We start from the raw sequence: 18,383 nt of genomic DNA, 5'->3' as shown, positions 1-18,383 counted from the left end.
ACAGTCCGATGCATTCCACGCTAATCCGCCTGGTCGGAATGTCCATGCCCCTTACTGCAACACCTTGCCTGCGGCGTGGTGAGCGGGCCGGTGGATTGTCATCCCCGCTAAACGCGGGGAATGAGAATTGCCCACAGCGGCAGCAGGATCAGGGCGGCGATCGTGGATTTTACGACGGCCGAGGCGGCGAGATCGGCTTCGGTGTCGTAGGTCTGGGCGAAGATGAAGAGGTTCTGGGGGCTGGGCATCGCGGCGCGGATCACCGTGTAGGCGAGCCAGGGGCCGGTCAGGTGGAATCCCCAGTGCGCGATGGTGAAAGCCAGCAGGGGGAAGGCCAGGCATTTGAAGGCGATGAGCCAGTATTCGTCGCTGGTGGCGCCGTGCAGTCGGAGGCCGGCGCCGCCCAGGTGCAGGCCGAGGGCGAACAGTGCCACGGGGGAGGCCGCGGATCCGGCCATGGACAGACTGTCCAGGATCCAGTGGGGTGCGGGTATTTTCGCTGCGTTCGCGGCGATCCCTATCCAGCACGCCAGGACCAGCGGGGTCGTCAAGGCCGCCCATAGTGCGCGCGGCACTGCGCCTCTGGGTCGCGGACTGTCAGGACTGCTGTCGTCAGGCGCGGATTCCATGATGGCGATGACGATCGTGGTCAGCACGCAGACCTGTAACAGGATGACCGGGAAGATCGGGGTCACGTCACCGAACAGCAAGGCGAAGACGGGGATTGCCACATAGGCGGTATTGACCTGGCAGGCCGCCATGATTCGCAAGGCCGTCTCTCGGCGGTGATGCCCTGCAGCTGGGCGACCGCTGCTATCACGCCGGCCGAGACGACCGCGGTCGCGGCATACGCTCCGAGTGCGGGCAGGTTGAACACCCGGCGCAGGTCTGCGATGTAGAGGCTCTCCATCAGGAATGCGGGAATCAGGAAGCGGAACGCGAACTCGCTGAACGCTTTCGAGGTCTCCGACGAGATGATCCCGCGGCGCGCAAACAACGCACCCGCAAGGAAGACGAACGCGACGGGGACGAGTTTGGCAACCATCGACAAGAGGCCGGGCACCGCTCCGACCCGGCCTAGCTGTCGGCGGAGAACACGGTATCGGGCGAGATCAGTCCGGCAGTAGTGGGCACGTAATGCCAGACCTCACCGCGCTGTCCAAGCTCAGCGACGCATTGGCTTTCACAAGAAGAATCCTAACAACGATCATGCCGAGTGCACTGGCATGTTGCCGGGAATCTCGGTGGCGCGCAGGGCGGCTCGAAGCAGGTGCGGCAACGGCCCACCGGGGCGTCAAAAAAATTTTGACGGTCGGGTACGCTCGCCGCATGCACGATTCCGAATGGTCCGATGCGGCCAGGCTGGCCCAGTGGCTGGAGTCCACTTCGCCCTCACCGCGCGAAGGAGCCGGAGAGGACCCGGCCGCGATCGTGCGGCAGGTGCTGGATCGATTGGCCGACGGGGAAGTCGAACTGCCGCATCACGTGGTCTACGGCTGTGTCCTGCTGCTGACGGCCGCGCGCACCGAGCTGGATCGGCTGGAGTTGGGGCTGATGCGGGCCGCGAGCGAACACGGCAACAGCTGGAGCTGGATCGCCGAGACGTTCGGTCATCGATCGAAGCAGGCCGCGCATGCGCGGGCCAGTGCGCTGCATCGCCGTTTGGAATACCGGACTCTCGACGAGGAAGAATCCTGATGAAGCTACGTCTGGAACGTAATTGCCTTGCCGACGCGGTATCGGTGGTCGGGCCCGCGGTTCCTCGACGGCCATCGACGCCGGTTCTTGCGGGCATTCTGTTGCGGGCAGAGCCGGATTCGGTGTCTGTCGCAGGATTCGACTACGAGGTCTCCTCGCATGCCACGATCGGTGGCGCGGTCGTCCATGAGCCGGGTGCCGCACTGGTGTCGGGGCGCCTGCTCACCGAAATCGCCAAGGCTCTGCCTGCCGAACCCGTCGAGCTGTTCGACGATGGTGAGCGACTCGAAATCGTCTGTGGCCAATCGCGATTCGCGCTGCCGCTCATGACTGTCTCCGATTACCCCGAGCTGCCCGGATTGCCTCCGGCGGCAGGGGTCCTCGACCACGAGGACCTTCGTGAGGCCGTGGCTCAGGTGGCGGTTGCGGCGGGACGCGACGATACGTTGCCGATGCTGACCGGAGTGAATATCGAGTTCCATCCGTCGTTCGTGCGGCTGGTGAGTACGGACCGGTTCCGCATCGCCATCCGTGAACTCGACTGGGAGCCTGCCACTCCGGTGGACAGATCGGTGCCGACCAGCGTACTTGTCCCGGCCCGCGCGCTGGCCGAGACAAGTAAGACGCTGTCGGGCCCGAGACTTGAACTCGCCTGTGGCCCAGGCGCAACCATCTTCGGCCTGTCGAGCGGCGGCACACGCCATACGATGCGAACGCTAGACCTGCCTTATGCGCCCTATCAGCGGTATCTCGAAACCGCCCACACGGCAACTGCGCGAATCGATTCCGCCGCATTGGCCGACGCGATCAAACGAGTGTCCTTGCTTTCGCCCAGAGGCACACAGGTGCAACTGACCTTCGCCTCGACAGCGGTCCGCCTGTCCGCCGGCGGCAATAACGAGGGCAGTGCCGAGGAGACCGTCGGCTGCGAATTCGACGGTGAGCCTTTGGTAGTCGTTTTCAACCCCCGCTACTTGCTCGACGGCCTTGCCGCCGCCCGCTGCAAGGCCGTGGAGATCACCCTGAACGGGCCGACCGGAGCCGCCGTCCTCCGCGCCGCGGACCGTGGCTCCGATTCCCCGCGGCGCGACGGCCTCATCTATGTCCTGATGCCGGTCCGCCCACCAGGCTAGGCGCGATTATCCGATCGCTGGTGCGAGGTATTCCAGCGAATAACCAGCGCCGGACGGGGTTACGCGGGCGACGCCCGGTGAGTCCAGGTGGGCGCCGGCGACGAAGTGGTTTGGGTGGATCAGTTGTTCGAGGAGGGCTGCTCGCGAGGCGCGGGCCTGGGGTTGGTTGCCGTCGAACTCCCAGGACACGTTCGGCTGATCGAATTGCAGGGTGGGAACGTGCACGGTGTCGCCCCAGACGAGCAAATGGCCGGTGCCGCTGCTGATGTCGTAGACGGTGTGACCGGGGGTGTGGCCCGGCGTCGGGATCGCGGTGGTCCAGTCGTTGATCGCGACTTGCTCCGACACGGGGACGACCCGGTCGCGGATCGGCTCGAGCCGGCCCGTGAACACCGAGGTGTCGCCCGCGCCGATCCACACGCGCTCGAGGTTGGCGAACGCCTCTGATCCGTCCGGTGTGATCAGGCCGCTCACGTGGTCTTCGTGGTTGTGCGTGATGGCCACGTCGGTGATGTGCGTGCGGTCGATTCCCGCTTCGTCGAGGGCGTCGTAGATCAATCCCATGGTGGGGTCGTGCCAGTTGTCGGACGCGCCGGTGTCGATGAGCAGCGATCGCGTGCCGTCGGTGATGAAGAAGGCGTTGACCGACAGTCGCAGGTTGTCGCCGACCAGTGGCACCGCGGCCGGTAGTTCGTCGAGCGGGCACCCGTGCTCGTCGCGTAGCCGGGTCGGCGGCATGTCGATGTACCCGTCTCGCAACGAGATCACCCGCAGATCACCGAATTCGAATGTGGCATGGTGCCGGCCACTCGAGATCAAACGCATGGAACCTCCGTATATCGCGTGTCTCCGATAGAAGACTAGCTCTTCTTTAGAAGAAAGTTAGACTGTGGGCCGCGAAGGCACCCATCGATCGAGGAGCGCAGTGGTCGAGCAAGACGGAAACGCGGCCGAGCCACCGCACGGTGACGACCTGGCCGGCGCGTTCGGCGGCAATGTGCGGCGACGCCGTGAGGAGGCGGGCCTGACGCTCGAGCAGCTGTCCACGCAGTCGTCGGTCAGCCGGGCAATGCTTTCCAAGGTCGAACGCGGTGAGAAGAGCCCGACGATCGGCATTGCGTCCAGGATCGCCCACGCACTCGACGCCTCGCTCTCGGACCTGATCGGCGGGCCGGGCCCTGCCACCTCGGGCGTGGCCGTCGTCATGCGCAAGAACGAACGCCCTGTTTTCCGTGATCCGGAAACCGGTTTCGAACGGCACATCGTGTCGGCCGCGCCGGGCGCGGGACCAGGCGAGATGGTGATGCACTATCTCCCCGCGCAGGTTTCGACCGGTCTGCTGCCCGCGTATCCGCCGGGTACGGAGAAACAACTCGTGGTGCTCGCGGGCACCCTCACCGTCGCGATCGGCGGTATCCACGAAACCCTGAACGCCGGCGACTCCCTGTTTTACCAGGCCGACGTGGACCACGGTTTCGCCAACCGGACCGACGCTCCGTGCGAATACCTCATGGTCATCTCGCGCAGAACCTGACCGGTCACAGCGCTTTTCGAGATTGCCGCCGCGGCGTGCTAGGGTTTCGGCGATTGTGATCTATCGGTAGGAGGTGAGTCCCATGAACGCAGTATCCGTAATGGGTGCTCCCCTGCAGTCCACGATCATGCGACTGACCTAGTCGCCACCGGGAGTGCCCGCCAGGCAATTCGCGAAAGGCGACTCCCATGAACACAACCCCTTCTGCACCTCGCCCCATCGGTGACCGAGCATTGGTCCTCGGCGGCGGCGGATCCGCAGGCAACGCGTGGTTGATCGGCGTAATCGCCGGCCTCTTCGATTCCGGCCTCGATCCGACCGAGGCCGACCTGATCATCGGCACCTCGGCCGGCGCAACCGCCGCAGCCCAGATCACCGGCACCAACCCGCCCCAACTTTTCGCCGACATCCTCACCGCCGTGCCCCCGCAACGGCCCGCCCCAGGCGGACGCGGCCCCGTCGCGCCGGTAGCAAACCACATGGAAATAACGACCGAAATCATCACCGCCGCACAGGATCCAGCCGACATGCGCCGCAGAATGGGCGCAGCAGCACTCGAAATGGACGCAGCCTCCGACGGATCCAAACAGGCACAATGGCGCGCAACAGTCGCCACCCGCCTCCCCAGCGCTGACTGGCCGAACCGAAACATCCTGATCACAGCAGTCGACGCCCACACCGGCGACCCGGTCACCTTCACCCGCGACAGCGGAATCACCCTGGTAGACGCCGTCGCCGCCAGTACTTCCAACGGCTTCGGCGTCCCGCCCTTCGAAATCGGCGCCAACCACTACATCGACGGGGGCTACCGCCGCAACGAAAACGCCGACCTGGCAACCGGATACAACCGGGTCCTCGTACTGTCCCCCCTCGGCGGCCGAACCCGCCACCCCGCGGAATGGGGCATGCAACTCGCCACCCAGGTAGACGAACTCCGCACCACCGGCAGCACAGTAGAAACCATCCTCCCGAACACCGACTCCCTCAACGCATTCGGCCCCAACCTGATGGACTTCTCCCGCCGGGCACCATCCGCCCAAGCCGGCTACGACCAAGGCAAAGCCCTGGCCGACCACCTCACCGAATTCTGGTCCTGAGGCCCCAGTGGTGAGTTAGCAAGCCGCCTCGGATCTTTCCGGTCCGAGGCGGCTTTTCGGTCCGGTCGGTAAATCAATCGACAGCGGCCCCGGCAGCCCCCTAGAGTTCCGCTCAACTTAGTGATCCGGGGGGAACACCATGAGACAGTTCATCTTTGCCGCAATCATCACCGCCACCGCAATAGGCGGCGTCACCGCAGAAGCAGGCGCCGCCTCCGCGGCAGACCCATGCACCCGCGGCTACCAAGGCCAGGCCTTGGCGACCTGCGAATCCCACCTCCATTACTGCCAACGATTCCGCGGCGAGGCCTACGCCGCCTGCATCCAACAGCTCCACTGACGGACACCCGATGCCCTCGAGCCGACATTTCCGGTCAGGAGGGTGAGGGGAAAGGACGGGATCGGGCGGTTGGGGGCTGATGATCTTGGGGCGGGGTAGATTGTGTGTACCCGAGGGTAACTTGTAACGAGGAGGCGACGATGCCGGTGCCGGCAGCTGCGGTGTTCGAGCGTTTGCGGACGTTCTCGGCGGTGGACGCGAGCGTGGGGCATGACGAGCGCGCGATTACCGAGGTGTTCAGCGGGGACACGTTGGGGAGCGTGCCGGTGGGGACCGCGGCGGATGTCGAGGCGGCCGTGAGCAGAGCTCGGGTGGCGCAGGCGGGGTGGGCAGCGCGGTCGGCCAAGGAACGGGCCGAAGTGTTCGAGCGGTATCGGGCGCTGGTGGTCGAGAATCGCGAATACCTCATGGATGTGGTGCAAGCCGAGACCGGTAAGGCTCGGTGGGCCGCGCAGGAAGAGATCATGGGGTTGATCTTCGCGGCTCGGTACTTCTCGCGGGTCGCGCCCAAACTGCTTGCGCCGCATAGTGTTCCGGGGGCATTTCCGCTGCTGAATCGGGCTTCGGTGCGGACGGTACCCAAGGGTGTGGTCGGGGTGATCGCGCCGTGGAACTATCCGATGCTGTTGTCGGTGGGGGATTCGATTCCCGCGATGCTGGCGGGTAATGCGGTGGTCGTGAAGCCGGACAGTCAGACGCCTTACTCGTCGCTGGCCAATGCCGAACTGTTCGCGCGGGCGGGGGTGCCGAAGGATCTGTTCCAGGTGGTGCCGGGACCCGGCACGGTGGTGGGTACGGCGATCGTCGAGCAGGCCGATTACCTCATGTTCACGGGGTCCTCCGCCACCGGGCGGACGCTGGCCGAGCAGTGCGGGCGGCGGCTCATCGGGTTCTCCGCCGAGCTGGGCGGCAAGAATCCGATGATCGTGACGCGGGGCGCGGATCTCGACAAGGCCGCGAAAGCGGCTGTGCGGGCCTGCTTCTCGAATGCGGGGCAGTTGTGCATCTCGATCGAGCGTATGTACGTCGAGCAGTCGGTGGTCGCGGAGTTCACGCAGAAGTTCGTGGATGCGGTCAAGGCGGCGAAACTCGGTGCGGCCTACGACTTCTCGGCCGATATCGGCAGCCTCATCTCCGAGTCGCAGCTGGAGACCGTGACCAAGCATGTCGCGGATGCGGTGTCCAAGGGCGCGAAGGTGCTCGTCGGCGGGAATGCGCGGCCGGATCTCGGGCCGCTGTTCTTCGAACCGACCGTGCTGTCGGATGTCACCGATGCCATGGAGTGCGGACGCAACGAGACCTTCGGCCCGCTGGTATCGATCTACCCGGTCGCGGATGTGGAAGAGGCCATCACCCGCGCCAATGACACCGAATACGGTCTGAACGCCAGCGTTTGGGCGGGCAGGAAGGCCGAGGGTGAGCGCATCGCCGAGCGCCTGCACGCCGGAACGGTGAACGTGGACGAGGGTTACGCCCCGGCCTGGGGTACCACCGGCGCGCCGATGGGCGGCATGGGCATCTCCGGCGTGGGCCGCCGGCACGGCACGGACGGCCTGCTGAAGTTCACCGAGCCGCAGACGGTCGTGGTCACCCGCTTCATGAACCTGGACGCACCGGCGTTCCTGCCGCAGGACAAGTGGCAGCCGCTGCTCATGACGATCGCCCGCGGTATCCGTTTCCTGCCCGGCCGCTGACACGGTGCGGTGTGCGGCAATTCGTTGCCGCACACCGCCGTTGGACCCGATTTCCGGCGTGCGTACACTGTACCCGTCGAAAGGACGACCAATGCCGCAGAATCCGCTGGCCACCCCCGGCCCCTGGGACGACATCGCCGATGACTACGACGAGGTGACCGTCCGGACCCTGCGGCCGTTCGCCGCGCGAGCCCTCGAACTCGCCGATCCCGCCCCGACCGCGCGCGTGATCGACATCGCCACCGGCCCTGGCACCCTCGCCCTCCTCGCCGTCCCGAAGGTCCGCGAAGTCGTCGCGGTCGACTTCGCGGAGTCCATGATCCGGCGCCTGCGGCACACCGTCATGCGCACGGGTGCCACCAATGTCCTCACCGGCATCGGCGACGGCCAGGACCTGCACTACCCGAGCAACCGCTTCGATGCCGCATTCTCGATGTTCGGCGTCATCTTCTTCCCCGACAAGGTAAAGGGTTTCGCCGAAATCCTCCGGGTACTGCGCCCCGGCGGCGTGGCCGTTGTCTCCAGCTGGGCCCCGACCGCACAGTCACCCTTGATGACCCTGCTGTCCGAGACCTACCAGGCCGGCATCCCCGGCTACGTGCCCCGCAAGCCGGACCCGAACGGCCTGGAAAATCCCGAGATCCTCGAAAAGGAACTCGCCGCAGCGGGTTTCACCGACATCAGCGTGGAACCGTTCAGCGGCTCCTACACCTTCGACTCCGTCGAACAACTCTGGGACGCCGCCTCCCGCGGCAGCGCACCGATGAGCCTGCTCCGTGCCCGCGTCGACGAGGCCACCTGGAAAGCCCAGGAGCAGGCCATGATCGAGTACCTGACTGCGAACTACACCCCGGGTACGGCTCTCTCCTCCACGGCCTTGCTGGCCAAAGCACACAAACCGCTCTGACCGCTGGTTCAGACGGCGCGGCCGGCCCGGAGAAACCGGCCGCGCCATCGCTCATCCGGCCAGGTCCGCGCCGCGCGGCGGAGCTGGAGCCGCTTCCAGCGCTGCCGCTTCGGCATCGGTGAACAATCTGGACCGGATGATGAATCGGACTCCCTCGGGTGCTTCGAGGGAGAAGCCGCTGCCGCGGCCGGGCACCACGTCGACGGTGAGATGGGTGTGGCGCCAGTATTCGAACTGGTCGGCACTCATCCAGAACGAGGTGTCCGGGAAGAGGCGGCCGAGCAGGACATCGGCCGCGCCCACCCGGAATTCGCCCAGTGGGTAGCACATGGGTGAGCTGCCATCGCAGCAGCCGCCGGACTGGTGGAACATCACCGGCCCGTGGTGGGCGATGAGTCCGTTGAGCACGTCGGCCGCGGCATCGGTGATCGTCACCCGCTGCACGGAACCTGATTTCATCTCGTCCCCTCGCTCAGGTGCGCACGCTCGGATGGAAGCGATTGCGGCTCAGAAGAAACCGAGCTTCTTCGCCGAGTAGGAGACGAGCAGGTTCTTGGTCTGCTGGTAGTGATCCAGCATCATCTTGTGGTTCTCGCGACCGATGCCCGACTTCTTGTAGCCGCCGAACGCGGCGTGTGCGGGGTAGGCGTGGAAGCAGTTGGTCCACACGCGACCGGCCTTGATGGCACGGCCCATGCGGTAGGCCGTATTGCCGTCGCGGCTCCACACACCGGCGCCGAGGCCGTACAGGGTGTCGTTGGCGAGATTGATCGCCTCCGCCTCGCTGTCGAAGCGGGTCACCGACACCACCGGGCCGAAGATCTCCTCCTGGAAGATCCGCATGTCATTGCGGCCCTCGAAGATGGTCGGCTCGACGTAGAACCCGTTCGGGTAACCCTCCACCTTGCGCATCTCGCCGCCGGTGAGGACCTTCGCGCCCTCTTTGCGGCCGATATCGATGTAGGACAGGATCTTTTCGTACTGGTCGTTACTGGCCTGCGCGCCGATCATGGTCGAATCGTCGAGCGGGCTACCGCCCTTGATGTCCTTGGTGCGCTGGATGCAGCGGGCCATGAATTCGTCGTAGATGGACGAATGGATCAGCGCCCGCGACGGACAGGTACACACCTCGCCCTGGTTCAGCGCGAACATGACGAAACCTTCGACGGCCTTGTCCAGGAAGTCGTCATCGTGGGCGAGGACATCGGGGAAGAAGATGTTCGGGCTCTTGCCACCGAGTTCCAGGGTGACCGGAATGATGTTCTCGCTCGCGTACTGCATGATGAGCCGGCCCGTGGTGGTCTCACCGGTGAAGGCGACCTTCGCGACCCGCGGGCTGGACGCCAGCGGTTTGCCCGCTTCCACGCCGAAACCGTTGACCACGTTGACGACTCCGGGCGGCAACAGATCGGCAATGAGCTCGATGACCAGCAGCAGCGAGGCCGGGGTCTGCTCGGCGGGCTTGATCACGACGCAGTTGCCGGCCGCCAGCGCGGGCGCCAGCTTCCAGGCCGCCATGAGGATCGGGAAGTTCCACGGAATGATCTGCCCGACCACACCGAGCGGTTCGTGGAAGTGGTAGGCGACGGTGTCGGCGTCGATCTCGGAGATCGAACCCTCTTGCGCGCGAACGGCTCCCGCGAAGTAGCGGAAGTGGTCGACGGCCAGCGGAATATCGGCGGCGAGGGTTTCGCGGACCGGCTTGCCGTTCTCCCAGGTTTCGGCGACCGCGAGCTTCTCCAGATTCTGCTCGATGCGGTCGGCGATCTTGTTGAGAATATTGGCACGATCCGTCACAGCGGTGGCACCCCAGGACTCTGCTGCCCGGTGCGCGGCCTCCAGGGCCAGGTCGATATCGGGCGCGGTGGATCGTGCCACCTCGCAGAAGATCTCGCCGTCGACAGGGGAGGGGTTGTCGAAATATCTACCCTCTATCGGGGCTTTCCACTCCCCGCCGATGAAGTTGTCGTAACGGCGGTTGAAGCTGACAACACTGCCCTCGGTGCCAGGTTTGGCATAGATCATGGCGCGGCTCCTGATCGCATCTGCGGTGACGCGGGTCACTATGAACTGCGAAGGTTGGCGGAAGGTTGGCGTTCGGTTGGTGAAAAGTTGGTGAGTCACCGACGCGTGGATCAAGATCGCAGCGCGGTGTGCAGACGCGCCGCGGCGAGGGCGCGACGGCTGTCACCGCGGGCCAGCAAATGCAAGGCGTGCTCGTGTACCTCGATATCGTCCGGGCAGCGCTGCCCGAAGCGCAGGGCATGGTCCGGGTTGCGGTCGGCGAGCACGGCGGTGCGCAGGCAGACGTCCAGATGCTCACGCCATTGCACGATGCCGGGCACGTCCGAATCCGGTAGCAGCGGACCGCGATACAGCCGCACGGCGGTGGTGAGATCGCCCGCTTCCAGCGCGCTCAGCAATTCGACGGCATCGCAGGCCAGGGGCTCCACGAGCATGTAGCGGCGATCGGCGATGCGGCCGTCGGTGGCGCGTCGCAGACGGGAGACATCGGCCTTCAAGGTGCTCGAGGAAACCGAGCGGTCGCCATAGATGGCCTCGTGCAAGCGTTCCGGCGTGAATCCCTCGGGCTCCAGCGCCAGCAGCGCCAGGATCTCGAGTTGCCGCGGGCGCATGGGTAACTGCTTGCCCTCTTTATATAGCCTCGGCACGCCCAGGCATTCGAGCCGCGTGCGGTCGGTGGGATGCGAGGACTCGCTGCGTAACCGGGACTCGATGGCGGCCACCAGGGCGCGCACAGTAGTAAGGATGAGCGGATGCGAGCGATCCCAGTACGTGGATAGGTCCAGCACGCCCAGTTGCCGCCCGTCCGCGGCGCGGATCGGCGCGCAGTAGCAGACCCAGCCGTGCAGCGCCTCGACCAGATGCTCTGCGGCCCAGACTGTTGCGGGGCGACCGGTATGCAATGAGAGCGCGACACCGCTGGTGCCCATATAGGGTTCGTCCCAGCACCCGCCGGGTGCGAGATTCACCTGCTCGGCCCGCTGCCGTACCGACCGGTCACCACAGCTGAACAGCACCGTGCCCTCGTCATCGGTCACCACCGCGACCATGCCGGCATCCTCGGTGATCGATCGCAGTTCACCGGATAGCTCGGTCACGGGATTACGTAAGGGCGAATCCGCCCACCGCGCACCCAATTCGTCCCGATCGGTCGCCGGCGCCACCGCCCGCGCCGGATCCACCGTGCGCAGCGACCGCTCCCAGGACTCCACCACCTCGTGGCGCAGCACCAGCTCGCCCTGCGCCCGCCCCATGGCCGTCGCCCACCGCGCCCATGCCTTCTCCAACTCCGCACGCTGGGGCGAAGGGGCAGGCAGCTGTGTCATGGCGCAAACTCCTCGCAGCGCAGCCGGATCAGCGAATACCCCATGATGGCGCGCCCCTCCCGCCCCGCGTGCCGCATTCGCCACACTGGGTCCGTTAATTCCTCCGGAGTCGCTTCGCAGCCTTCGCCCCGTCCTGCCACCGGCCCGGATCCGCGCCGGATTCGACTGGTAGACAAGAAAGATGGTGCTTCCCTTTCGCTTCGGCGTGAACATGATGCTGCCGCAGTCCCGCGGCGCCTGGATCGAGAAATGCCGCCGCGCCGAGCAACTCGGCTACGACGTCATCGGCGCGCCGGACCACCTCGGCCTGCCCGCCCCCTTCCCGGCCCTCATGCTCGCCGCCGACGTCACCGAACGCGTCCGGCTCAACACCTTCGTGCTGAACACGCCCTTCTACAACCCCGTCCTGCTGGCCCGCGATGTGGCCGGACTCGATCAACTCACCGACGGCCGCGTGGAACTGGGCCTCGGCGCCGGTTACGTCCAGGCCGAATTCGAGGCCGCCGGAATCCCGTTCCCCACCGCCGGGCAACGCCTCACCCACCTCGAGAACACGGTCACGACGCTGCGCCGACTGTTCACCGACCCCGAGTACCAGCCGCAACCGGCCACGCCAGGCGGTCCGCCGATACTGATCGCGGGCTGGGGTGAACGCATGCTGCGCCTGGCCGCCGAACACGCCGACATCATCGCCTTCACCGGCGGCGGCACCGCCGACGACGGCCGCATCATCGTCGCCGACTCCGCCACCACCGAGAAGAAGACCGATTACGCGCGCGGCCTGCTCGGATCCCGCGTCGGCACAGTCGAATTCAATATCCTCGTCCAGGTTGTCGCGACCCATGCCGAGCACGAGGAGATGCTGAAGTCGATCAGTGCCCGCATGCGCTCCGACTTCCCCGACGATCCGGACGGCCTGCCCATCGCCCTCCTCGGCTCCCACCAGCAGATGGCCGAAACCCTCATCGAACGCCGGGAACGCTTCGGCTTCAACTACATCACCGTCCTCGAACCCAATATGGACAAGCTGGCCCCAGTCATCGAACTGCTCAAAGCCGTTTGAACCGAGCCGGGTGAGGCATTGCGCTGGGGAATGACGAACTCGGCTAGGAGGAAACGGATGTCGGGTGTAGTGACGGTGATCGTTGTCGTGGTGGTGGTCGTGGTGCTGGCGGGGATCGGGCTGGCACTGCGGCCCCGCATGCGCAGCCGGCGGCTGCGGGAGAAGTTCGGTCCCGAATACGACCGGACGGTCCAGGAGGCGCCGAACCGGCGGGACGCGGAGCGCGAGCTGAGCGAGCGCGAAAAGCGGCATCAGCAGCTGGAATTGCGCGACCTGTCTGAGGACGAACGGCAACGGTACGGAACGCAGTGGGCGGCGACGCAGGAACGGTTCGTCGATGATCCGGTCGCGGCGCTCAGCTCGGCCGACCAGCTCGTGACGCAGGTGATGAGCGAGCGCGGCTATCCGACCGACAGTTACGACCAGCAGTTGGCCGACCTTTCGGTCGAGCACGCGCGGCCGCTGGGACGGTATCGGACCGCGCACGAGATCGCCGGGCGCGCCGGGCGCGGAGAAGTCTCCACCGAGGACATGCGCTCCGCCATCGTGAACTACCGCGCCCTGTTCGTCGATCTGCTCGACGGGAACCAGCACGACGCGAACCGGAACGAAGAGCAGAGCAACGGCCGCCACCGGACACCGCAGAACTGAGGACCAGACATGAACATCGAATCCAGCAACGACATCGACGCCGTGCCGAACACCGTGGCCGCGGAAACCGAACCCGCACAGGCCGAACTCGCACAGACCCGCGACATCCCGCCCGCCAATGGTGGCGCGCAGGATCCGGGGGAGTTGCAGCGACTGCGCGAACAGTGGCGAGAGGCGCAGGGCAACTTCGTCGATGACCCGCGCGCGGCGGTGTCACAGGCCGACGAACTCGTCGAGCAGGCCCTGCGCCGGCTCACGGAGAGCTACGCCCAGCGCCGCGAAACCATCGAAAATGGTTGGTCCCACGGCGAAAACACCGATACCGAGGCCCTGCGGCAGGCGCTGCGCGGTTATCGCGACCTTTTCGATCAGTTGGTGGGCACGGCGTCCGGCGCCACGAACATGTAGGACTTCTCCTCGACCCGCTGCTTGATCCGCCACTCACCGGCGACCCGCACGAAGGTGTCGAGGTACCAGAGCCCGCAGAGCATGAGGTTGCTCTTCCCGTCCGCACCGGTCACCAGCATGGGGTTGTGACACATGGTGCGGGCGGTGGCGGTGTCACCGTCCACACGGATGGACGAGTTGCTGATCAAGTGTTGGAAGGCTGCGAAATTCGGCATGACGGTGGCCAGGAACTTCTTGGTGGACTCCAGGTCACCGGCCGGCCCGCCCATCGCGGTGTAGTCGATGTGGGCGTCGGGGGTGAAGATCTCGTCGAGCAGCTCCCACTGCCGGGTATCGACCGCGTGCGAGTAGCGGACCATGAGGTCCTCGATTTCCAAGCGGTCCGAAATCTCCTGCAGGGACAGCATGCGGGCCTCCGAGTAGTGCCTATTCACAATGTGGAACGGTGCTGAAGCGTACGACGTGGCACGACTTCGCCGCCGCGGTTTGAGCATTCGTTCAAATGCGCAAGACGTTCGTCTGAGGCTCTCGTACTAGGGTTGCGGCCATGGGAAATCGCGAGGATCTGCTGGCCGGGGCACGGGAATGCCTGTTCGAGAAGGGCTATGCCCGCACCACCGTGCGCGATATCGCGACCGCCTCGGGCGTCAGCATGGCGGCCATCGGCTACCACTTCGGATCCAAGGAAGCCCTGCTCACCGCGGCGCTCGGCGAGGCCACCCGGGAATGGGGTACCGAACTCGAGCAGGCGCTCGGGGATTCGGCCGGGGCAGCGGACCGATTCGCGGCCCAGTGGGATGCAGTCCGCCGGTCGATTGCCACGAACCGGGGTCTGTGGGCTGCCACCTTCGATGCCCTGTCACATGCGGAGACCCGCGATCGGCTGGCCGGTGATACCCGCGAATCCCGCGCGGGCCTGGCCCGCCTGTTCGGGGACGACGACGAGAGCGCCGGCGCGGTAGGGGCTCTCTATCAAGCTCTGCTGATCGGCGTTGCCGCTCAATACCTCATCGACCCCGGCACCGCCCCCACGGGCGCCGAGCTGGCCGAGGGCCTGCGCCGCATTCAGCGCTGAAGCCGCCATTCGCCGAGGTAGGTGCTGTTGGTGCCGTCGTCGACGTGCACGCAGTACACGGGTTGGCCGGCGGCATTGACGCCGATCTTGTCCCGCTTGTAGTTGCACAGTTCCTTGGCCTCGTGTGTGCCGGGTGCGACCGGGCCCGGGTTGTTCCACGTACCTCCCGAACACAACAGTCGCGTGCCGTCGGGGGCGAAGGTGAAGGTGCCCTGTGCGTCCGCGTCGCACGACACGCCGACGGCCGGTACCGCGGGGGCATCGGTGGTGGTAGTCGTGGTGGTGGTTGTCGTCGTGGTCGTGGTGGTCTTGGACGTGGTTGTGGTGGTGGTCTTCTGGACCGTCGTGGTCGGCGCCACGGTGGTGGTCGTGGTCGGCAGCAGCGGCGCCGAGAGCTGCGCGGTCATGGTGACCGGCACCATGGGCGAGCTGATGATCGGCGCGGCCCGCTGGGTACTGCGGTGCACCAGCAGGATTCCGGTCGCCGCGACCAGCACCATCAAGGTCACCGACAGGCCGATGATCGCGTAGCGGCCAGCCCGTCCGGGCCTGCGCGCAGGTTGCACCCGCTGCACTTCAGCAGCCGGTGCAGGAGGTACATAGTCGTCCGGGATCGCCTCGAACACGTCGGTGTCCTGCGTCCATATGTCGTCCCACCGGCGATATCCGGGTGGCATCGGCGTCCCTTCTCAATTCACTACTTCGCCCGCCATCGGTACACCTTCGTCCATGTTCCGTGCAACATGAGGCCCCGGTGCGGCACCGGGCCGCGGTGTGCGGCAAGGTGGGCTGGTGCCCAGCATTGCATTGCAGCGAGTGTGCGTCGGACACGGGGACACACGCTTGCTCGCCGATGTGGACGCGACGTTCGCGGCGGCGCGGTGTACCGCGGTGGTCGGGCCCAGTGGCGCCGGCAAGACGACGCTGCTGCGGCTGCTGAATCGGTTCGGCGAACCGGACAGCGGCCGGGTGCTGCTGGACGGGCAACCGCTGACCGAGCTCGATGTCCTGGATCTCCGCCGCCGGGTCGGTCTCGTGCAGCAGCGTCCGATCCTGCTCACCGACACCGTAATCGAGGAGGTCCAGGTCGGACAGCCCCTGGACGCCGAGCTCATCGGTGACCTGCTGGTCCACGCCGGCCTGCCCGCGGAATTCGGGGCACGCCGGTGCGCCGAGCTGTCCGGTGGTGAGGCGCAAAGGGTGTGTCTCGCACGGGCACTGGCCGTGCGGCCGGAGGTGCTGCTGCTGGACGAGCCGACCTCCGCGCTGGACGGTGACTCCGCGGTCGCCATCGCGGCGCTGATTCGCACCCATGTCTCCGAGGGTGGCAGTGTGGTGTTGGTCAGTCACGATTCGGCTTTCGTCGCCGAGGTCGCGGACGAAGTGTGGACACTCGCGCAAGGACACCTGACACGCGGCGCGACGGCGCGGGAGCAACAAGGATGACCACAGCGGCGATCAGCGGGGATGACAATTCGGCGGCCGCTGTGACATTGATGGGAGCGCGGCCGTGACCCAGCAGCTGGCGGTACCGGACTGGCCGGGAGTGGCCGCATCGCTCGTACTGGTGGCCGGTACGGCTGCAATCGCATACCGCGAGCAATTGCATCTGACACGCGATCTGCTGGTCGCTGCGGTACGTGCCGGTGTGCAGCTGGTGGCGGTCGGCGCGATCTTGCTGATCGTTTTCCGGCACACCGGTTTACCGGGCGCGCTCGCCTGGGTGGTGCTCATGGTTGTCATTGCCGGGCAGGTGGCGGGTCGGCGCGGGGCGGGCCTGCCGCATGCGAACCGGTCGGCAACCATCGGTGTTGCGTTCGGTTCCTCGATAACGCTGGTGACGCTGATTCTGTTGCATGTCATCTCGACTCAGGCGCGGGTGGTGGTGCCGGTGGGCGGCATGATCGTGTCCTCGGCCATGCAGTCGACCGGAATTGCGCTGCGCCGCTTGGTGGAAGACGTGCGCCGGGCGCGCGATGCGGTGGAAGCGCGGCTGGCGCTGGGGCTTTCGGCACATCGCTCGTTCCTGCCGAATCAGCGGTCGGCCCTGCGCACCGCGCTGATTCCCGCGATCGATTCGACCAAGGTGGTCGGGCTCATCAGCCTGCCGGGCGCCATGACGGGTCTGATTCTGGCGGGTGTGGATCCGCTCACTGCGATCCGCTATCAGATCGTGGTGATGTATATGCTCCTGGCGGCAACGACTCTGGCAGCCCTCGCAGCAACCCGGGTGGCGGAGCGCACCCTGTTCGATGGCGCGCAGCGGCTGGTGGTCCTGCCGGATTTGACTCGGTAACGGGTCAGGGGGCGCAACTTCTATCCCGGTCATCAGGTCGCAACCGTGTTGCGGGCGTGTCCGAAATGTCTAGTTGGTTACGATGGGATGGGTAAAATGGTTGAGGGATAGGTAGTTTCGATGGAAGCGATCGAATTCTTCATGCCGTTCGATCCGGAGGGGGTCAACCCGGCTGAGGCCGAGGCCGAGGCGGGTATGTGGGCCTGGCTGGAAGCCTATGACCTGGTCCCTTCCGAATTGACACGGCGTCGAATGGAGCGAACCCGGCCTGCCCGGATGTATGCATTATGGTGCCCGCGGGCGCAATCGGACGAGCTCACGCTGCTGACGCAGTACACCGCATGGGCTTTCATCGTTGATGACCAGTTCGATATCGAAATACCGGACCCGGAGCGCTGTTTGGATGCGGTGCGGTCGCTGGAAGCCGTCCTGGACGGCATCCGGCCGGTCTCCGGAGTGCTGGCGGCGGCTTTCGAGGATCTCTGGGAAAGGCTGTGCCGCGGAAGGTCTCCCGACTGGCGGGAGAGTGTGCGCAGCGAAATCCGGGCCTGGCTGTGGACCTACTACACCGAGGCCGTAGGGCGACTGTCCGGCAACCTGCCGGATCTGGAGACCTACCGCGCGCATCGACGAGACGGCGTGGCGCTGTTCGTCTTTCTGGATATCAGTGAGATCGCCGAGGGTGTGGACATGTCCGCCGCCGCCCGGCACCTGCCGGCCATGCGCAGCCTGCGCGAGGCCGCGGTCGAACACATGGGCCTGTTCAACGACGTGCTCTCGATCGCCTCGGACGAGGCCTCCGGGTATCTCTACAATTCGGTACTGCTCGCGGAATACCACTTCGGGCACAACCGGACTCGAGCCCTGGAACTCGTCAACGGGATGCTCACCGAGTGCATCCATCGCGTCAGCGAGGCATTGGATCGGCTACCGGCGGAGCTGAAGGACGCCGGTCTCACCGGTCGGGAGCGGGACGAGACCCTCGCCACCGCACGCAATTACACGCTCTACGTCAGAGCGAACCACGATTATCACTATCAGGCCGCACGCTATACCAGCGCCCCGCAAGAGGCGCTGGAACATGGACTGCCACTCACCTGAAGTGGCCGAAAACCCGGCGTTGCCGAACTGAAACCC

General features: G+C 65.9%; 22 protein-coding genes. 14 read left to right on the top strand and 8 right to left on the bottom strand.

Features of this window, described 5'->3' with window-relative positions; translation table 11 throughout:
• Nucleotides 1-107: 107 nt before the first annotated feature.
• Together ACH438_RS26195 and ACH438_RS26190 are read right to left on the bottom strand one after the other, a co-directional pair.
• The gene (locus ACH438_RS26195) at nt 108-761 is read right to left on the bottom strand and encodes an AEC family transporter (RefSeq protein WP_397009992.1); all 654 of its coding nucleotides are present in this window, start codon (nt 759-761) and stop codon (nt 108-110) included.
• On the bottom strand, nt 692-1,045 hold the full coding sequence (locus ACH438_RS26190) for a hypothetical protein (RefSeq protein WP_397009661.1): 354 nt from the start codon (nt 1,043-1,045) through the stop codon (nt 692-694). The genes ACH438_RS26195 and ACH438_RS26190 overlap by 70 nt, the downstream gene beginning before the upstream one ends.
• A gap of 284 nt (nt 1,046-1,329) precedes the next feature.
• Between ACH438_RS26190 and ACH438_RS26185 the strand changes: the two genes are divergently transcribed.
• Both ACH438_RS26185 and dnaN read left to right on the top strand, forming a co-directional pair.
• Entirely contained in the window at nt 1,330-1,698 is a 369-nt protein-coding gene (locus ACH438_RS26185) for a hypothetical protein (protein WP_397009659.1), read from the top strand.
• The gene (gene dnaN / locus ACH438_RS26180; RefSeq protein ID WP_397009657.1) at nt 1,698-2,831 is read left to right on the top strand and encodes a DNA polymerase III subunit beta; all 1,134 of its coding nucleotides are present in this window, start codon (nt 1,698-1,700) and stop codon (nt 2,829-2,831) included. Before ACH438_RS26185 ends, dnaN begins: the two co-directional genes overlap by 1 nt.
• A gap of 6 nt (nt 2,832-2,837) precedes the next feature.
• Here dnaN and ACH438_RS26175 read toward each other — a convergent pair whose 3' ends face one another.
• Nucleotides 2,838-3,656 (bottom strand): MBL fold metallo-hydrolase, encoded by an 819-nt coding sequence (locus ACH438_RS26175; protein WP_397009655.1) that lies wholly within the window; start codon nt 3,654-3,656, stop codon nt 2,838-2,840.
• Nucleotides 3,657-3,756: 100 nt separating this feature from the next.
• On the opposite strand from ACH438_RS26175, the gene ACH438_RS26170 reads away from it, so the two are divergent.
• The 5 genes from ACH438_RS26170 (at nt 3,757) to ACH438_RS26150 (ending at nt 8,403) form a co-directional block, all read left to right on the top strand.
• Nucleotides 3,757-4,365: a helix-turn-helix domain-containing protein gene (locus tag ACH438_RS26170; RefSeq protein ID WP_397009653.1), complete on the top strand. Its 609-nt coding sequence runs from the start codon at nt 3,757-3,759 to the stop codon at nt 4,363-4,365.
• Nucleotides 4,366-4,553: 188 nt separating this feature from the next.
• Nucleotides 4,554-5,462, top strand: a complete 909-nt coding sequence (locus ACH438_RS26165; RefSeq protein ID WP_397009651.1) for a patatin-like phospholipase family protein — start codon at nt 4,554-4,556, stop codon at nt 5,460-5,462.
• Nucleotides 5,463-5,601: 139 nt separating this feature from the next.
• Nucleotides 5,602-5,802, top strand: coding sequence for a hypothetical protein (locus ACH438_RS26160; RefSeq protein WP_397009649.1), 201 nt, complete (start codon nt 5,602-5,604; stop codon nt 5,800-5,802).
• Nucleotides 5,803-5,906: 104 nt separating this feature from the next.
• Nucleotides 5,907-7,496 carry a succinic semialdehyde dehydrogenase gene (locus ACH438_RS26155; RefSeq protein ID WP_397009647.1) on the top strand — a complete coding sequence of 530 codons (1,590 nt, stop codon included), beginning with the start codon at nt 5,907-5,909 and terminating at the stop codon, nt 7,494-7,496.
• Between the two features lie 91 nt (nt 7,497-7,587).
• Complete coding sequence (locus tag ACH438_RS26150; protein WP_397009645.1) at nt 7,588-8,403, top strand: class I SAM-dependent methyltransferase; 816 nt, start codon at nt 7,588-7,590, stop codon at nt 8,401-8,403.
• 51 nt (nt 8,404-8,454) lie between these two features.
• Here the strand turns inward: ACH438_RS26150 and ACH438_RS26145 are convergent, their stop codons facing one another.
• From ACH438_RS26145 to ACH438_RS26135, 3 genes are all read right to left on the bottom strand, one after another.
• Complete coding sequence (locus ACH438_RS26145; protein WP_397009643.1) at nt 8,455-8,862, bottom strand: DUF779 domain-containing protein; 408 nt, start codon at nt 8,860-8,862, stop codon at nt 8,455-8,457.
• Between the two features lie 48 nt (nt 8,863-8,910).
• Complete coding sequence (gene adh, locus ACH438_RS26140) at nt 8,911-10,428, bottom strand: aldehyde dehydrogenase (RefSeq protein WP_397009641.1); 1,518 nt, start codon at nt 10,426-10,428, stop codon at nt 8,911-8,913.
• Nucleotides 10,429-10,538: 110 nt separating this feature from the next.
• A complete protein-coding gene (locus tag ACH438_RS26135) occupies nt 10,539-11,753 on the bottom strand; it encodes a transcriptional regulator (protein WP_397009639.1) in 1,215 nt (404 codons plus the stop codon).
• A gap of 181 nt (nt 11,754-11,934) precedes the next feature.
• Between ACH438_RS26135 and ACH438_RS26130 the strand changes: the two genes are divergently transcribed.
• Genes ACH438_RS26130 through ACH438_RS26120 form a run of 3 tightly spaced genes read left to right on the top strand, consistent with a single transcriptional unit; the run spans nt 11,935 to nt 13,875 of the window.
• On the top strand, nt 11,935-12,816 hold the full coding sequence (locus tag ACH438_RS26130; protein WP_397009637.1) for a TIGR03621 family F420-dependent LLM class oxidoreductase: 882 nt from the start codon (nt 11,935-11,937) through the stop codon (nt 12,814-12,816).
• A 57-nt stretch (nt 12,817-12,873) separates the two neighbouring features.
• Complete coding sequence (locus ACH438_RS26125) at nt 12,874-13,467, top strand: hypothetical protein (RefSeq protein ID WP_397009635.1); 594 nt, start codon at nt 12,874-12,876, stop codon at nt 13,465-13,467.
• A gap of 9 nt (nt 13,468-13,476) precedes the next feature.
• The gene (locus tag ACH438_RS26120) at nt 13,477-13,875 is read left to right on the top strand and encodes a hypothetical protein (protein WP_397009633.1); all 399 of its coding nucleotides are present in this window, start codon (nt 13,477-13,479) and stop codon (nt 13,873-13,875) included.
• Here ACH438_RS26120 and ACH438_RS26115 read toward each other — a convergent pair.
• Entirely contained in the window at nt 13,836-14,282 is a 447-nt protein-coding gene (locus ACH438_RS26115) for a nuclear transport factor 2 family protein (protein WP_397009991.1), read from the bottom strand. The two genes, ACH438_RS26120 and ACH438_RS26115, sit on opposite strands and share 40 nt — an antisense overlap.
• Nucleotides 14,283-14,422: 140 nt before the next feature.
• Here ACH438_RS26115 and ACH438_RS26110 point away from each other — a divergent pair, with 140 nt between their 5' ends.
• Entirely contained in the window at nt 14,423-14,950 is a 528-nt protein-coding gene (locus ACH438_RS26110; RefSeq protein WP_397009630.1) for a TetR/AcrR family transcriptional regulator, read from the top strand.
• Here ACH438_RS26110 and ACH438_RS26105 read toward each other — a convergent pair.
• Nucleotides 14,941-15,627 (bottom strand): hypothetical protein, encoded by a 687-nt coding sequence (locus ACH438_RS26105; protein ID WP_397009628.1) that lies wholly within the window; start codon nt 15,625-15,627, stop codon nt 14,941-14,943. The genes ACH438_RS26110 and ACH438_RS26105 overlap by 10 nt on opposite strands.
• A gap of 115 nt (nt 15,628-15,742) precedes the next feature.
• On the opposite strand from ACH438_RS26105, the gene ACH438_RS26100 reads away from it, so the two are divergent.
• The 3 genes from ACH438_RS26100 to ACH438_RS26090 all read left to right on the top strand — a co-directional run bounded on the left by ACH438_RS26100 (nt 15,743) and on the right by ACH438_RS26090 (nt 18,347).
• Nucleotides 15,743-16,396: an ATP-binding cassette domain-containing protein gene (locus ACH438_RS26100; RefSeq protein ID WP_397009626.1), complete on the top strand. Its 654-nt coding sequence runs from the start codon at nt 15,743-15,745 to the stop codon at nt 16,394-16,396.
• A gap of 64 nt (nt 16,397-16,460) precedes the next feature.
• The gene (locus ACH438_RS26095; RefSeq protein WP_397009624.1) at nt 16,461-17,246 is read left to right on the top strand and encodes an ABC transporter permease; all 786 of its coding nucleotides are present in this window, start codon (nt 16,461-16,463) and stop codon (nt 17,244-17,246) included.
• Between the two features lie 120 nt (nt 17,247-17,366).
• A complete protein-coding gene (locus ACH438_RS26090; RefSeq protein WP_397009622.1) occupies nt 17,367-18,347 on the top strand; it encodes a hypothetical protein in 981 nt (326 codons plus the stop codon).
• Nucleotides 18,348-18,383 lie beyond the last annotated feature (36 nt).

This window comes from Nocardia sp. NPDC020380, assembly GCF_044386975.1.
In the GTDB taxonomy this organism is placed as follows: Bacteria; Actinomycetota; Actinomycetes; order Mycobacteriales; family Mycobacteriaceae; genus Nocardia.
The sequence above is the reverse complement of the archived record's forward strand: the minus strand, read 5'-3'. Positions and strand labels throughout refer to the sequence as shown.